The sequence below is a fragment of the Chondromyces apiculatus DSM 436 genome, assembly GCF_000601485.1.
Lineage (GTDB): Bacteria > Myxococcota_A > Polyangia > Polyangiales > Polyangiaceae > Chondromyces > Chondromyces apiculatus.
The window spans coordinates 84,546-100,345 of record NZ_ASRX01000002.1 but is presented as its reverse complement, the minus strand read 5'-3'; the positions used below and the strand labels follow the sequence as shown (position 1 = coordinate 100,345).

General features: G+C 70.6%; 12 protein-coding genes. 5 read left to right on the top strand and 7 right to left on the bottom strand.

All coding sequences use genetic code 11. From position 1 onward, the window contains the following. Window positions 1–44: 44 nt before the first annotated feature. Complete coding sequence (locus tag CAP_RS00730; RefSeq protein WP_081864419.1) at window positions 45–953, bottom strand: LysR family transcriptional regulator; 909 nt, start codon at window positions 951–953, stop codon at window positions 45–47. Between the two features lie 59 nt (window positions 954–1,012). Between CAP_RS00730 and CAP_RS00725 the strand changes: the two genes are divergently transcribed. Beyond that, a complete protein-coding gene (locus CAP_RS00725) occupies window positions 1,013–2,053 on the top strand; it encodes a type 1 glutamine amidotransferase domain-containing protein (RefSeq protein WP_052373895.1) in 1,041 nt (346 codons plus the stop codon). Between the two features lie 46 nt (window positions 2,054–2,099). On the opposite strand, the gene CAP_RS00720 is transcribed toward CAP_RS00725, so the two are convergent. Continuing rightward, a complete protein-coding gene (locus CAP_RS00720; protein ID WP_052373894.1) occupies window positions 2,100–3,578 on the bottom strand; it encodes a DEAD/DEAH box helicase in 1,479 nt (492 codons plus the stop codon). Window positions 3,579–3,893: 315 nt separating this feature from the next. Between CAP_RS00720 and CAP_RS43395 the strand changes: the two genes are divergently transcribed. From CAP_RS43395 to CAP_RS00700, 4 genes are all read left to right on the top strand, one after another. Further along, window positions 3,894–4,997: a polyprenyl synthetase family protein gene (locus CAP_RS43395; RefSeq protein ID WP_052373893.1), complete on the top strand. Its 1,104-nt coding sequence runs from the start codon at window positions 3,894–3,896 to the stop codon at window positions 4,995–4,997. Window positions 4,998–5,263: 266 nt separating this feature from the next. Next, window positions 5,264–6,661, top strand: a complete 1,398-nt coding sequence (locus CAP_RS00710; protein WP_044234893.1) for a cytochrome P450 — start codon at window positions 5,264–5,266, stop codon at window positions 6,659–6,661. A 7-nt stretch (window positions 6,662–6,668) separates the two neighbouring features. Then, window positions 6,669–7,688: a terpene synthase family protein gene (locus CAP_RS00705; RefSeq protein WP_156040369.1), complete on the top strand. Its 1,020-nt coding sequence runs from the start codon at window positions 6,669–6,671 to the stop codon at window positions 7,686–7,688. A gap of 58 nt (window positions 7,689–7,746) precedes the next feature. Continuing rightward, on the top strand, window positions 7,747–9,306 hold the full coding sequence (locus CAP_RS00700; RefSeq protein WP_044234889.1) for a hypothetical protein: 1,560 nt from the start codon (window positions 7,747–7,749) through the stop codon (window positions 9,304–9,306). Between the two features lie 47 nt (window positions 9,307–9,353). On the opposite strand, the gene CAP_RS00695 is transcribed toward CAP_RS00700, so the two are convergent. From CAP_RS00695 to CAP_RS00675, 5 genes are all read right to left on the bottom strand, one after another. Beyond that, a complete protein-coding gene (locus CAP_RS00695; protein ID WP_044234887.1) occupies window positions 9,354–12,164 on the bottom strand; it encodes an ATP-binding protein in 2,811 nt (936 codons plus the stop codon). Between the two features lie 246 nt (window positions 12,165–12,410). Continuing rightward, a complete protein-coding gene (locus tag CAP_RS00690; protein WP_156040368.1) occupies window positions 12,411–13,124 on the bottom strand; it encodes a hypothetical protein in 714 nt (237 codons plus the stop codon). A 276-nt stretch (window positions 13,125–13,400) separates the two neighbouring features. Beyond that, window positions 13,401–13,850 carry a hypothetical protein gene (locus tag CAP_RS00685; RefSeq protein ID WP_052373892.1) on the bottom strand — a complete coding sequence of 150 codons (450 nt, stop codon included), beginning with the start codon at window positions 13,848–13,850 and terminating at the stop codon, window positions 13,401–13,403. Next, complete coding sequence (locus CAP_RS00680) at window positions 13,847–15,031, bottom strand: DUF2169 family type VI secretion system accessory protein (RefSeq protein WP_081864417.1); 1,185 nt, start codon at window positions 15,029–15,031, stop codon at window positions 13,847–13,849. Before CAP_RS00680 ends, CAP_RS00685 begins: the two co-directional genes overlap by 4 nt. Beyond that, a complete protein-coding gene (locus CAP_RS00675; RefSeq protein WP_044234877.1) occupies window positions 15,006–15,797 on the bottom strand; it encodes a hypothetical protein in 792 nt (263 codons plus the stop codon). The genes CAP_RS00680 and CAP_RS00675 overlap by 26 nt, the downstream gene beginning before the upstream one ends. Window positions 15,798–15,800 lie beyond the last annotated feature (3 nt).

The window sequence follows — 15,800 nt, the reverse complement described above, 5'->3', positions numbered from 1 at the left end:
GCGCACCGCCACGGTCCTCCGATGGCGCCTAGTCCGAGAACGATCTACCGCCCTCGCGACAGAATGAAATCAATCACCGCCCGCACCGCCGGACTGACGGCCTGCTTCGGGTAGACCAGCGAGAACTTCCGCTTGCGACCATTGCGTGCCGGCAGCACCTCCACCAGAGCCCCCTCCCGGCACTCGGCTTCCACCATGAAATGGTAAATCTGGCAGATACCCACCCCGCCCCTGGCCAGCGCAATCACCGCCTGCGGATCCTCGAAGGAACGAATCGGCCCCGCGGGGATCATCTCCTCCTCCGGCCCCGCGAAGATCCACGGAAACACCCGCCCCGTTCGTGGCGCCACGAACGGCAGCAGCGTGTGCTCCGCCAGCTCCTCCACGGAACTCGGCGCCCCGCATCGCTCCAGGTAGCGCGGACTCGCGAACATGCCCACCGTCGCCTCCCCGAGCTTCCGCGACACCAGGCTCTCGTCCTCGATGCGCCCCAGCCGCACTGCCAGATCACACCCCTCCCGCACGAAATCCACGACCATGTTGCTCACCAGGATGTCCAGCTCCACCGCCGGATGCGCCTCCGCGAACCCTTCGAGCTGCGGCAGCAGCCGGTGCAGCCCCCACGTGGTCGGCACGCTGATCCGCACCCGCCCCCGCACCACCCCCCGCTCGTGCACGCGCTCCTCCGCGCCCGCCAGCATCTCCAGCGCCGGACGCACCTCCTCGTAGTACCGCGCTGCCGCGGGCGTCGCGCGTAGCTGCCGCGTCGTCCGTCGAAACAGCACCACCCCCAGCGCCGCTTCCACCTTGGCAATCGCCCGGCTCACCGCCGCGGGCCTGAGGTGCAACGACCGCGCCGCCCCCGTGAACGACCCCTCCTCGAACGTCCGGCAGAACGCCACCAGCAGCGGCAGCGAGATCTCCGGGAACGCCGACCGCGTTCGTTCACTCAAGGAACAACTCTTTCATTCCCATCGAGCGTACCCAGAGCCCGTCGCGCCGAGCAAGCTGGGTGCATCCGAAACGGCCCGTCAACGCCGAGGACCAGAAAGGCTCCCCCATGCTCCACCGCGCCCACACCGACCTCACCCGCACCGACCGCAACCCCTCCGCAGCTCCCTCTTCCCGCCGCACCGTCCTCTCCTTCCTGCTCGCCGGCACCCTCGGCGCCGCCGCCCTCTCCCTCGGCTGCGGCGGCACCGACACCCCAGGCGCCCACGGTGACACCACCCCACCCGACGACAAGCCCTCCGTGCTCGTGGTCCTCTCCAGCCGCAACCAGCTCGACCTCCGCGACGACCGCGTCTTCGCCACCGGCTACTACCTCAACGAGCTGATCGTCCCCGTCCGCGCCATGATCGACGCTGGCCTGCACCCCGTCTTCGCCAACCCCGACGGCAACCCTGCCATCACCGACCCCCACTCCATCAGCGCCTCCTACTTCGGCAACGACGAGGCGGCCCTCCAGCAGGCCCTCACCCTCCGCGACAGCCTCGACGGCCTCCGCCACCCCCTCCCCCTCGCCCAGGCCATCTCCGAGGGCCTCGACCGCCACGCCGGCGTCTTCTTCCCCGGCGGCCACGCCCCCATGGGCGACCTCCTCGTCGACCGCGACGTGGGCCGCATCCTCCGCCACTTCCACGACGCCGGTCGCCCCACCGGCCTCCTCTGCCACGGCCCCATCGCCTTGCTCGCCGCCATGAACAACCCCGAGGGCTTCGTGGAGGGGCTGGTGAGCCGCGACGGCGCTCCCCGGACCGACCCGCCGCCCGCGTGGCCCTACGCCGGATACAAGCTCACGGTGTTCAGCACCGCCGAGGAGTCCGCCGTGGAGGAGGGTGGCCCGGCCGCGATGCTCGGGGGCAAGGTGCGGTTCTACCCGGAGGCAGCGCTGCGCGAGGCAGGTGGAGAGGTCATCGTGGGCGAGCCCTGGAAGAGCCACGTCATCGTGGACCGCGAGCTGTACACGGCGCAGCAACCCGCCTCGGATGGGGAGTTCTCGGCGAAGTTCGTCCCGGCGCTGGTGGCGGCTGCGAAGGCGCAGAAGCGGTGAACACGCAGGCCCCTCCGGGGGTCGCCGACGTGCCTCTCATCCCCTCTCAGCCGCCATCCCTGCGCGCGCGTGGGACGTCGCCTCCCGGGGTTTCCTGCACCCACACCCCACGCTTGAGCGCATCGTCGTACCGCGTCCACAGCGACGGGTCCTTGCCCATCTCCAGGCGCTTCGGATACCGCCCGAAGGCCTTCCTGAACTCGATGGCGACCCGGCCCGGGGCCCACCCGCGCGCACGCGCCTGCTTCGCCCATCCCTCGTACACGTAGACGCGCTCCTCCAGAGAGCGCAGCTCGACCATGCTCCCCTCGGCGCGCGCGCTCGGCCTCTCGGCCTCCCGGGCATCGCGTGGCAGCTCGCTCCCACAGGCGGGACAGTGCCCCGGCCACCCGCGCAGCACCTCCCCGCAGAAGGGACACTCGAACCTCGACGCGCCGCCCTCCCGCTCCTTCCCCTCCAGCGAATTCTCCTCGGGATCCGTGAGGAACCCGAACCGCTTCCAGCACCCGCCATGATCGAGGATGAGACAGTCGACCTTCCCCACCTCCGGCGCCGGCCGCAGCGCCCGCCCACACATCTGCTTCCACAGCGACCGTGACCGCGTGGGCCTCGCCAGCACCACGCACGAGCACCGCGGCAAATCCCACCCTTCCGTGAGGATGTTGCAATTCGAGAGGACCTGAATCTCCCCTCTCGCGAGCCTCCCCAGCACCGCCGCCCGCTCATCCTCCCCCATCTCCCCATCCACGTGCCCCGCGGGGATCCCTGCCTCCGTGAACGCCGCCGCGATGTGCTTGCTGTGCGCGATGTTCACCGCGAAGACCACGGTCAGCCGACCCGCCGCCTTGTCGCGCCAGGCCTCGACGATGTCCTCGACCAGCTCGTCCTGATCCATGACCTCCGCGAGCTGCCCGAGGTTGTAATCGTTCCCCACCTTCCGCACCTTGCTCAGGTCCGGCACCCGCCGCCCGAACACCCGCGGCTCCACCAGGTGCCGCGACTCGATGAGAGCCCCGAGCGTGGTCACCTCGATGAACGCATCGAACACATCCCCCAGCGCCACCCCATCCGCGCGGTACGGCGTCGCCGTCAACCCCAGCACCACCGCCTCGGGCGACGCCTTGAGCACGGCCCGGTACGACGCCGCCGTCGCGTGGTGCGCCTCGTCCACGATCACCAGCCGGAACGGCTCACTCTTCCCCCCGAGCCGCCTCGCCAGCGTCTGCACCGACCCCACCTGGATCGGCAGCTCCGGCCTGACGCGGGGATGTCCGGCCTTGATGACCCCGTGATCGATCTCCATCTCGTCGAGCTTCCGCGACGTCTGCTCGATGAGTTCCCGCCGGTGCGCCATGAACAGCGTCCGGCTCCCCTTCTCCATCGCGCTCTCGACGATCGCGCACGCGATGACCGTCTTCCCCGCCCCCGTCGGCGCCACGATGAGCGGCCGCTTCTTCCCGCTCCGGATGGCCTGACGCGCACGCGCGATGGCTCTCTCCTGATAGTCGCGGGGTTTGTACTTCATCGCTCTCCCTCCGGCATCTTGCCCGCCCGCGCCCGCTCTTGCCGCCGCTCCCGCGTCTGCCCCCTGTCCTGACCTCTCGGGAAGGTCGACACAAGGCAGGCATCCGGCGGTCGCCAGCGGGCGATGGGGTGCCGCGCGCCAGGCATGATTTCAGCGAACTCTAAGCATGTGCTGACGTTCCTGGACGCTACCACTTCCAGGCGGCGCTGCCCCCGGACTTGCCGGAGCGCCACGCACCGCGGCCGAATCGCGCTGCGTAGCGCTGGCTCCAGGCCGAAGAACGGGCCGAGCCGTGCATCGCCGAGAAGGACGAGCATGACCAGACACGCATTCGAGTACAAGCACCATCCCGGCACCGAGCCCACCGACGGGGTGCCGAGTTCGCGTCTGCTCGCCACCGGTCCGGTCAGTGGGCTTCGGCGCAAGACCGGCGCGCCGCGGGAGCTCGTGGAAGTCCAGCGTCACCTCCCCGAAATCGAGCGCCGCATGCTGCAGACCGTGGCGACCACGGGGCTGGTGCGCGAGATGATCCGCTACCACCTGGCCACGGGCGGGAAACGCGTGCGCGCGCTGCTGCCCGTCTGGGTCTGCGAGAACCTGGGCGGAGATGGCGAGGCCGCGCTCGATCTCGGTGCCGGTCTCGAGCTGTTGCACAACGCCACGCTCGTTCACGACGACCTCCAGGACGGGGACACGCACCGGCGCGGGCACCCGACGGTCTGGCATCGCTGGGGCATGCCGCAGGCCATCAATGCCGGGAATGCGCTGATCTTCGAGGCCTTCGCGCACATCGCGCGCGCGCCCGCCGCCCCGCGGATCCTGGAGCACGTGGCCGCCGCGCTGGTGCAGGTCACGGAGGGACAGGCCATGGAGTTCCAGCTCCAGCTCCCCCCGGGTCACGTGGAGCATCTCCCGCCGACGCTCGCGAGCTGGGAGGTCATGGCCCGGGGCAAGACAGGCGCGCTTCTCGCGGCCTGCATGCGCGCTGGCGCTGCCGCGGCGGGCGCGGACGACGAGGTGCTGGAGAGCGCCGCGGCCTACGGCAGCGACATCGGCCTCCTGTTCCAGGTCCAGGACGATTACCTGGACCTCGTCGGCGACAAGGGGCGCGCGCGGCGCGCCACCGATCTCATGGAAGGCAAGCTCTCGTTCCCGATCGTCTGGGCTCACGAACACGCCGCGCCGGCCGACGTCGCGCTCCTCCGCGCGCTCCTCGATCGGCCGCGCGAGCAGCGGACGTGGGAGATGGCGGACGCGGCGCTCGGGGCGCTCCGCCAGTGCGGGGCGCTTGCCGCCACTGCGGCCTGGCTCGTCGCCGCGAGGAAGACCACCGAGGAGCACCCGGTGGCGGACCTCGTGCCGGGCTGGGCTGCGCAATGCCTGGCCCCCGTGGCGCATGCGCTCTCAATGTGCCCCTGAACCCCGCAGCCCGCCCCGCTTAAGAATCCTAAGCGCCGGGCCAGACCTCCCTCCGGGAGCCGCGGTTCACGGCATCGCGTGCCCCCCTCCCGCCCCGGCACTCTAAGGTCAACCTAACGCCCACCTGGGGCGCGGATGCCTATGCTCCCTGGCCGAGCCGCAGTCGGCCCCGCAATCGGCGTGGGCGGCGCTCCAGCGCGGGCGGCGCTCCAGCGCGGGCGCGGCCACGGATACCGGCGCTCAATCACCATCGCTCACCAGAACGCATGCACCCCAGCACCTCCATCGACGACCCAGGGCCGTTCCCATCGCGCCGCGCCCCCGCGGCCTTGCGCGAGTATCCGCTGCTCGGCGTCCTTCCGCATCTGGTCGGCGATCCGCTGCGGCTGCTCGACGCGGTGGCGGGCAAGGCCCCGACGCGCGTCGTTCCGCTGAAGGCGGGACCCGTGCGCTTCTACCTCCTCACCCGCCCCGAGCATGTGGAGCACGTCTTCGTCAGCCACGTTCGCAACTACGAGAAGGGGCAGATGTTCTGGAAGCCGGCGCGCCGGCTCGGTGGCGATGGTTTGCCCCTCAGCGAGGGCGACCTCTGGCTGCGCCAGCGCCGCCTGCTGCAGCCGCTCTTCACCCCGAAGCACCTCGCCGGGCTCGTGGAGCTCATGATCCCCGTCATCGCCGAGGAGGTCGAAGCGCTCGGGCGCGCGGCGGCGGATGGGCCCATCGACATCGCGCCGGAGATGGTCCGTATCGCGCAACGCGTAGTCGGGCGGGCCCTGTTCGGCGCGCAGATGCCCGCCGCGGATGCGGAGGCATTGCGGGCCGCGGTCGGCGTCGCGCACGGCGTCATCGCCAGCCGCATGTTCCTGTTCTTCGTGCCCGACTGGGTCTACCTGCCCGGAGAGAGCGCCCTGCGCCGGGCGATTGGACAGGTCGACGAGATCCTTCATCGGTTCATCCGGCAGCAGCGCGCGGCGGCGGCGGCGGCGGCGCGGCGCAGCGGAGGCCTGCTCGATCTGCTGCTCGGCGCCAGGGATGAGCACGGCGAGGGGATCAGCGATCGGCTGCTTCGAGACGAGATCCTCTCCATGTTCTTCGCGGGCAGCGAGACGGTGGCCCTCACGATGACGTGGCTATGGCACCTGCTCGAGGAGCATCCCGAGGTGGATCTTCGGATGCGCGCGGAGATCGACGAGGTGCTCGGGACGCGTACGCCGCGCTTCGAGGACCTCGCGCGGCTCACCTGCACCAGGGCGGTGATCCAGGAGACGATGCGGCTCTACCCGCCGGGGTGGATCCTGCCGCGATTCTCGGTGAAGGACGACGTCGTCGGCGGTTGTCGTATACCCGCCCGCTCGGCGATCGTGGCGAGCCCTTATCTCCTGCACCGTAACCCCACGGTGTGGGATCGCCCGAAGGCGTTCGAGCCCGAACGGTTCACCCCCGAGCGCTCCGAAGGCCGCCACCGCCATGCGTTCATTCCGTTCGGTGCCGGGCCGCGCGTGTGCATCGGCAATCACCTCGCCATCGCGGAGGCCCAGCTCATCACCGCATTGCTTGCTCGGCGCTTCCGGCCCCGGCGCGTCCCTGGCCACCCGGTCGAGGCAGCGGCCGGCGCGACGCTCGCGCCGCGCCACGGGCTGCGCGTGCGCCTGGAATCCGTGTGAGGTGACGATGACCCCCGCCATTGCCTGGATCGATCCCGCCGACCGCGCCCTCGTCGCCGATCTCGGCCGCCGGATGTATCCCGACGTGGTTGCATGGACCTCGCGGTTTCCGAGCGCCCTCAGCGACCGCATCCCCAACGTGTGCCTGACCTGGGCGGCGACCTGCCCGGACGCGTCGCTCCCGCTGCTCGTCACGCTTTCACGCTGGGCCATGGCCACCTTCGCGGTCGACGAGGTCATGGATGGCTCCCGGTACGACCACGCGCAGCGCGAGGAGCTGCTCACGCTGTGCGCGAGGGCGGTCGAGGACAAGGGCCGGAGCGAGCACTCCGAGCTTCCTCGCAGCCTGCCCGGCGGCGTTGCGGAGCCCTGGCGCGAGGTCCTCGACGCCGTCACGGTCGTCTGCCGTGAGGTGCGGGCGCTCCCGGCCGCCGATCGGTATTACCCGCTCTTCGCGCAGGACATGACGCGCATGCTGCGCGGCATGTCGCGAGAGCTGGCCTGGCAGCAGGCCCTCGTCACGCGCGGCGCGTATCCCTCCTACGAGGAGTACCTGCACTGCGGCGCTCTGACCATCGGGGCGCCGGCGGGTGTCGCCTTGCTCCTCTGTGGCTCGTCCGGGCGATGGCCTGGCGCGAGCGTCGAGACCGGCGAGCTTGCCGCGCTGCGCGAGGAGATCGCCCTCGCGTGCGGGGCGAGCATCCGGCTGGCCAACGATCTGCGCACCTACGCCCGCGAGATGCGCGAGCAGAAGCCGAACAGCGTCTCGATCCTCGTACATGTCCACCGGCTCGCGCAGGACGCGGCCCGAGCGCGCATCGAGGAGGTGCAGAAGCAGCACGGACAGCGACTCGCGCAGCTCGCGGCAGAGCTTCCCGAGGCGCTTGAGCGCTGGGGCGCCTGGGTGGTGCGGCTCGAGCGGGTGAGCACCTCGCTCTACCGGAACCACGACTTCCACGACGCCTCGGAGGCGCTGCGCCGCTGGTTCACGGGCGCCCTGCCCGGCGCCGCCTCCACCCACGCCTGATCCGGGGGCGTCGGCCTGCCGGCATTTCTTCCTGCAACACCCTCTCGGAGCCATTGCCATGGATCACCTTCTCGATTCGTTGACCGCCGAGCTGCGCTGCACCATCCGCGATCTGCGCCGCGGCGGCGGCATGATGGGGCCCAGCATCTACGACACGGCGCAGGTGGCGCGCCTCGCCCCACCTCCCGAGGGCGCCCGGCCCGCGCTCACCTGGCTCGTCGCCCAGCAACAGCCCGATGGCGGATGGGGCGACCCGCTGCACGGACACGCGCGTGACGTCCCCACCCTGGCGGCCCTGCTCGCGCTCGGAACCTCGCCCGAGGCAGAGCATCGGGCGGCGCTCCGCCATGGCGTCGCGTTCCTGCACGCGCACGCGCGCCTCTGGGAGGGACCGCAGCCCGAGGACATGCCCACCGGCGTCGAATTGCTCGTCCCGTGCCTGCTCGACGAGGCGCGCCGGATGGGGATCGAGGTGCCCCATACGTCCTATGCGACCTTGATCGCCATGGGCCGAAGGCGTCACGCCGCGATCGTGGCGCGCCCCCTCCGGGCCGGGACGCCGATTTGCGCCTCGTGGGAGGCCCTCGGCCTTCCGCCGACCACCGCCGTGCTGGATGCCACCGGAGGCGTGGGCCATAGCCCCGCAGCCACCGCTGCGTGGCTCCACGCCACGGAAGGTCGGGACGACCTCGCCGCGGAGCGCGCGAACGCCCGCGGGTTTCTGGAGCAGGCGTCGGCCTCGACGGGCACCGGGGTTCCGGGGGTATATCCGAACAACTGGCCCATCGACCGGTTCGAGCAGGCCTTCGGCCTTTACGCGCTCCTGCTCGCCGACCTGCTGCGCGCAGCTCCGCTCGCGGACGTCGTGAGCGCGCAGCTCTCCGATCTACGCGGCGCGCTGGGCCCTTCCGGCCTCGGCTTCAGCGATGTCTTCGCGCCCGACGGCGACGACACGGCCTGCGCGCTCGCGCTGCTGCATGCGGGAGGCCTCGCCGCCGACGCCTCGGTCCTCTCGCGCTTCGCGAGCGGCGATCATTACTGCGCCTGGCCCGGTGAGCTGCAGTCGGCCGTGTCCGTGACGGCCCACGCCGCACACGCGCTGGCCCTCCTGGGGACGCCAGATGCGCGGGCCGAGGCCCACGTCGCCGCAGAGCAGCACCCCGATGGGCGATGGACCGGCGACAAGTGGAACGGCTCCTGGCTCTACACGACGGCGCAGGCGCTCGTGGCGCTGCCCGGCCCCGCGCACGCGCGCGTCCGGAGCAAGGCGGTCTCGCTGTTCCTCTCGGAGCAGCGCCGGGACGGCGGCTGGGGCACGTACGCCTCCAGCGCGGAGGAGACGGCGTATGGGGTGCTCGCGCTGCGCACGCTGCCCCCCGAGGAGCAGGGCGCGGAGGCCGTGCAGCGCGCGCTCGCGGGGGCGCAGCGCTTCCTGCTCGACGACTACCGCCCCTTCACGCCGAGCACCCAGCGCATCTGGCTCGCCAAGGAGCTCTACCGTCCGCTGCGCATCGCGCGGCTGTTCGAGCTCGCCGCGACCTACCCCGCCGCGACCGTCGTGCAGCGCGCGGAGCCGCGTCGGGTGGGCATGCTCGGCGCGCCCGTCCCTGCCGCTTGACGCTGCTACCCCTTGGTCGGCGCGCCCGTCCCTGCCGCTTGACGCTGCTACCCCTTGGCGGGCGGCGGATCGTGGTGCCGGTGGACGACGATGTCGGGGTCCAGCAGGTAACCCCCGTCGCGGGTGCAGAGCGCCCCGCGCAGCCCGAGACCACGGAGCACGGCCACCGCGTTGTGCAAGCGGTTCGCGGCGGCGCTCGGCAAGATGCGCTCCCCCGGCCAGCCCGCCTCCACGAGCTCGGCCACCGTCGAGGGCTGCCCGGGGGCGGTCGCGTGGCGCTCGGCGAGCCGCGCGAGGATGCCGCTCATCACGTGGCGCCGGTGCAAGCTCACCCTCTTGCCCTTGCGGAGGCGGAACCAGCGGCCGTTCGCGTCGAGTTCGAGGTCCGGCTCCGGCGTGGACGGCGCCCTCTCCGACCCGCGCCCGCCCTGGGGCGTCGACGGGCACGACGCGAAGACGCCGGCATCGTAGGCGGCGATGGCGCGCTCCAGGGCGGGCGCGACGGTCAGCGCGCCCAGGCGTGTCACCCCCACGAGCAGCTCACCCAGAGAGGCGAGGCGACGGCAAGCGGCGACCCGGTGCGCCCGCGCCTCCTCGTGTCGCCCGTCGGCCGCGCAGCGGTGTGCGCGCGCGAGGTCCAGAAAACCCTCCAGCAGGTGGATCTTGACGTAGGCGGTCGGGTGCATCTCCGCCTTGGCGTCCGAGCACGCCTCGGCGAAGCGGGCCTCGGCGAGCTCGAGGCGCCCCTCCTCGGCATCGAGGGCGCCGCGATAGGCGGCGAGCATCCACCTGGCGGAAGGGTAGTCGCGCGAGGCGAACACGCTGACCAGCTCGTCGAGGATCTCGCGCACCTTCTCGAGTTCGCCCCGGCCATGGAAGAACCCGGCCAGGTGGAAGAGCGCAACCTCATGCGAGAAGCCGCCGCCCATCGCGCGGAGCCGGTCGGACGCCTCCGCGAGCTCGCGTGCATCCTGCGTGCGGCCCAGGAACAGGTCCAGCATGAGCGCAAGCGAGGCCATCGTCGCCTCGAGCATGGGGTCGCCCGTGCTCCGGGCGGCGACGCGCGCCATCTCGGCCGCTTCGAGCGACCGTTCGAGCCTTCCCCTGACCATCCTCCGGATGGTCAAGCTCCTCAAGGCGATGGCCCGGGAGCGGGCGTCTTTCAGCTCCTCCACGAGCGCCTGGACCTCGACGGCGTCGAGCTCCTCGTCGTCGGGCCCGCTCAGCACTTCGGCCTGGGCCGCGCGATCTCCATGGCGGCGCGCCACTGCGTCCGCCTGCCGGTAGTGCACCCCGAGCGTCTGGGCATCGGTCTGGTACACGGACAGGTCGCCGAGCGCGACGAGGGTGGCCGTCTCGGCGCGCGGGTCGCCCTCTTGCTGCGCGAGCGCCAGGGCCCGCTCCAGATCCAGGCGCGCCTCCGGGAAGCGGTAGCTCATCCACTCGGCCTCGGCGCGTATCCGCAGATACCGGAGCACCTGCGCGGGCGTCGCGGTCTGCTCGCCCGCGGAGACCTGTTCGAGCACGGAGAGGCGCGTCTGGAGCGGCCCCACGCGCGCGAGCAGCGCGTCGAGGGCCAGCGCGGCGCGAAACGTCAGCGCGGGCTCCTCCGCGTGACGGTGCACGATCTGGAGGATGTTGCTCGACTCCAGGCTCAGCCGCTCCAGCCCGACCGTGTACGCGGAGCCGGACGCCATCTGGGCCCAGGTCTCCGCCGCCTCGACGAAGTGACGGCCATGCCGCGCCTCGGCCTCCCGGCGGCTCCCCTCCTCGAGCTTCCCGTCCGCATAGACCCGCAAGCTCTCGAACAGCCCGAAGCGCGTGCGGCTCGACTTGCCGGGCGGGAGATACCGGCGGACGAGGGACTTCTGACAGAGGGCCTCGAGCACATCGAGCACCGGGGGCGCACCGGGGTACGGTGTCAGATCGAGCACCGCCTCTGCGGCTTCGAGCGAAAAGCCGCCGCGGAAGATGGAGGCCTGAGCGAAGGCTGCCTTCTCCCAGGGCGTGAGCAGATCGAAGGAGCCATCGATCGCCCGCTCCAGGGCCAGGTGGCGCTCCGGTGCGCCCCGCCGGCGCATCCGCAGGAGCCCGAGGGGAGATCCGAGCCGCGCGTCGATCTCGGACGGGAGCAGGATGACCACCCTCGCGGCCGCGAGTTCGATCGCCAGCGGGATCCCCTCGAGCTTCTCGACGATCCGGACGACGGCTTGTCGCTCCTCGCCCGCGAGCACCAGGTCGGGGCGCACGAGGCGCGCGCGATCCTCGAAGAGCCTCACCCCCTCCGCCAGCGCCAGCGGCTGCAGCTCGAAGCACACCTCCTCATCGAGCTTGAGCGTCTCGCGGGAGGTCACGACCAGGATGGCGAGCGGCGCCATCGGAAGCCAGCGCCCCACGGTGGCCTCGGCGTGCGCGACGACCTGCTCGAAGTTGTCGAGCAAGAGGACGCTCGGCCCTCGCGCCGCGAGTGCGCGCCCGAGCTGGATGCTCTCATCGTCGTCCGTCGCGCCGCTCGTCAGCGGCACGCCGAGCTCGCGGGCCACGACCCCGAGCAGGCCGCTCAGGGTCGTGGCCGCGGTGAGATCGCAGAAGCACACGCTGGCCCCCTCGTCGGCGAGCATGCCGCCGAGGCGCCGGAGAAGGCGCGTCTTGCCGAGCCCTGGTGCCCCGAGGATGGTCAGCAGGCGCGCGCCATCCTCGAGGTACTCCTGAAGCTGCTGGATGGAATCCGCCCGCCCCACGAAGCTCGATCGCTCGACGCGCCAGCTCGCCGTGGCGCTCGGCGGCCCTCTCCACGTCTCCCTGGAGCTCGGCGCGGCCATCGCGTCGGGTCCGTCGAAAGCTTTGCTGTGTCCCATACAGCGGCGAGTACGGCTCGAGTCCTGCGTCCCCCCGTGCGTGAACCGGAGGCTCGGTGCGTGTGTCGGGTCGTCTTCGAGACGAGCGCGGCGAAACCTTTCATCCCAAGGTGCGCCGGGATGCGTGGTGAGATCAAGGAGCCCGTACGCGAGGCCGTCATGCGCGAGGCCGGCGGAGCCTCAGGCGCGGGGCAAGCGGGCATACGTACGGAGAGTGGCTGGTGGGCTCGCTGCCCATCGCCAGCCTCATGGGTCCAGGATCTGGCGTTTTTCGCCACCCTCATGGGTCCACCCATCGCCAGGGTCATGGGCCCACCCCCAACCTGGCCCTCGTCGACGATCACCAGCCGGAAGGCTCCCTGTTCCCACCGAGCCGTCGAGGCAGGGACCTACGGCGCAGCGATTCGGCGCGTGCTCCTGCATCTCGCGCACGAGTTCCGTGGCCAGGAGCGTGAACAAGGCGAGCGCCGCACTCTCCGCGCCCCAGCGCGCCTCTCGCAGCTCGCCCTCCATCTCGGCCACCACGCGCTCGATGCGCTGTCGCCGCGCTTCCCCGGGCCGCAGCCGGAGCAGTCCCCGCAAAAAGAGGCTGCGCACCGGCACCTCCTTCGCATCCCCCCGCCGTCGTGGTCCTCGTGGCAGCCGCTCCGAAGCGCCCAGCAGCGTCGGATCGAAGCCCACGATCCATCCCTCCAGCGCGCGGACATCGAGGGGCTGGTGCTCCACACTCGGGGGGACGGTGTGGATGTCCTCGGCAAGCAGCTCGACCTGCTCCAGGTGACGGCCTCGCCCCCTCCCCGCCGTCAGCACGAAGACCATGAAGAAGGTCGAGACCATCGGCGCAGGCGACGCAATGAGCCCCTGCCCCGGGACGCGCAGGACACGCAAGGGCAAGCCCTCAGCCCCGATCTCCTCCAGCGTGAGCACCTGGGGAGGAGAGCGCTGAGGCGTGCGAGGCATGGGCTGCAGCATCGCAGCATCGCATGGGCCGGGAGGCATGAGGCAAAGCGCAGGGAGCACGACACCGCCTGCATCGCCTGCTTCGGCAGCGCCGCGGAGAGGCCGGCAAGCCCCGCAATGAGGACGACGCTTACGACCATGACGCCAATCCAGAACCCCCTCCCCATCCCCCCGTCGCCTCGAATCGGCGCGGACTTGCTTCAACGCCCCCAGGTCAGGATGCTTGAGGATCCATGACCGCCATGCCTCCGCGTATGTGAAAGTCAGGTTCCCGGGTCACCTCGGCGGCAGCTTCCCTTTCGGCTCGAGCGGCCGCGGGGTGTTTAGTCGGATCCGCTCGCCGTCGAGCGTCACGTCATCGTTCGCCACCAGCGCGACGTCCCCGCTCCGCGCGCGGTGCCGCTGGGCGAAGGCCTCCGTCTCAAGGTCTCCCTCTGCCCGGGCGTGAAGGGATCCGCCGGTGGCGAGCGTGAGGCCGCTCTTCGCCGCCACCTCGAAGCGGTCGCACGCGACGCGCACGTCGCCGTCGGAGACAATCGAGAGCCCGACGCTGGACAGCTCGACCTCGGGCCCTGAGGGCGATAGCGAGATCTTCAGGCAGATCCGCCCGTCCGGGGCGCGCAGCCGAAGCACCTCGTGGCCGCCGCCATCGACCACGTCAACCGCATAGCCCGATCGAAGGACCATCTCCCGCCCTTGCTCGTCATTGCCTTCGTTCGTCCTCACCAGTTCACCTCCAGCGGCATGTCGACGAGCTCCTCGAGCGTGTAGCGGCGAAGCGCGGGCGCCGCGCCGCGCCACACCACGCTCACCCGATCGAGATCCGGCTCGATCACCACGTGGTGAAGCACCGGATCGGTATGCAAGAGCTTCCCGTTGCGCCCATCGGCCTTGATCACGGGAGCATTGGACGGCAGCCGAAATGTGATCTGCGGTCGCCGAGGATGAAGGTGGCTCAGCCGGAAGACGATGCCTCCCACGGCCACGGGCGTGATTGGGCCAATCTGGAGGCCGAGCGAGCCTGCGTTGAACACCCGGTCGCTGAACATCTCCTCCGGGGGCCCGCCGCGCCGCGGGTATCCTCGAACCAGGAAGCCGCGGTGCACCTCGGGGAAGTCGTCGGGGAGTGGCTCGTGCTCGGGGGAGCCACCGATATAAGCGTAGCGCGGGAAAGAGGCCATGCTCGCCCAGTCCGTACACCACGGGAGCGGCATCCTCGGCCACGCCAGCGGCGATCCGGCGGCGAGGCGCGAGGGCGTCAGGCGGTCCGCAGGGTCTTCGAGGTTCGGCAGGGTGATGGCCGCGAGCGCCTCGGCGGTCGCCTCGATCAAGAAGCCTTTGCCGACGCCATTGCGCGGGTAGCGGTAGGGGCTGTACCTCCACCCCTTGAGCATGGGGGAGAGGTAGGGCTTCAGGGCCTCGTGCGGGTTGCCGTACTTCGCCTCCGCGACGCGGTCGACGCCGCCGTAGGCGTGGCTGTAGCGCAGGGGCACTTTGTGGACGGGCGCGGGCTCGCTGAAGACCACGCGGCCCCTGTGGAGGCTCGCGCGCCGGTCGCCGATGACGGCAATCTCTTTCGTGAGTTCGCCGATCCCGACCGCGGCAGAGCCTTCACCCCGCGGCGCCTGCGGGTAGGCGTGCCCCCGCACGACGATGTCGGTGAGCCGCTTCATCGGCCAGATGTCGGCTTCGTCGAGCACCGCCTCGGGCTCCTCGGGGTCGACGCGCAGGGGCAGCAGCGGCACCTGCTCGGGCGCGATCACGCACGCATCCCCGTCGAGCACATAGGTGCGTTTGACGAGCACCGAGAGCAGCGGCGCCCCTCGCTCGTCGGTCGTCGACAACTGCGCGACACACGCGGTGAAGCCCGTCGCCTTCAAGTCAATGCTGCTCCACGGCATCGTCATCGGCGAAGCTACCGACAAAGTTGGCGAGACTACGGTTGAAACAGTCAACCATGTCGCCGGCCCCGTGGCCGATCATCCCGGGCAAGTCGTCTGGGGTGAAAGGGTCCTCCAACGTGGGTCCAGGAGCGATCAGGGGCTCAGGAGGCGAGTCGATGAGCTGCAGAAAGACTGCGCTGGCTGTCTGCTCGACCGCCTCGACGAACCACTTGGCTGTCCCCTCAGCAAGGTGCTTTTCGGCATACCACTTTCCGAACTTCCCGCCGATTTTACCCAGGAAGTAGCTCATTGCCATGTCGAGAGACATTGCCACGAAACCCCCGAAGACGTCGCCCAGCGTGAGTCCGCATACGACGGTCGACCAAGAGAAGGCTACTCCAGTCGGCAACGAGAGCGGGTCGTTGCAGTTCAGCTGCCAGTTCTTCCAGGATTCGAGCGCGGCAGCGATCGGCTTACCTCCGGCGACGACGCTGCTTGGCCCGAAGTAGCTCTTCGAGCTGCTGACGCGTTGCCAGAGGGGAGCCAGCAAGCAGCTGCTGATAGGTATTGGCACGTGGAGGATGTGGGAGCCGATGTCCGAGTCGCGGAGGATGATGTTCCAGTTGTTCGCGAGGACATCATCGCCCGTCATACTCGCACCGCCGACGCCTTTGAGAAACTCGCCTACCACATGCGGAAGGAAGAGCAGTGGCGGTACAGGGGGGAGCTCAGGGTGGAGATCGAGCCCGAGCATGGGGTGCCATTTCAAGAGCAGCAGGTGGAATGCCATGGG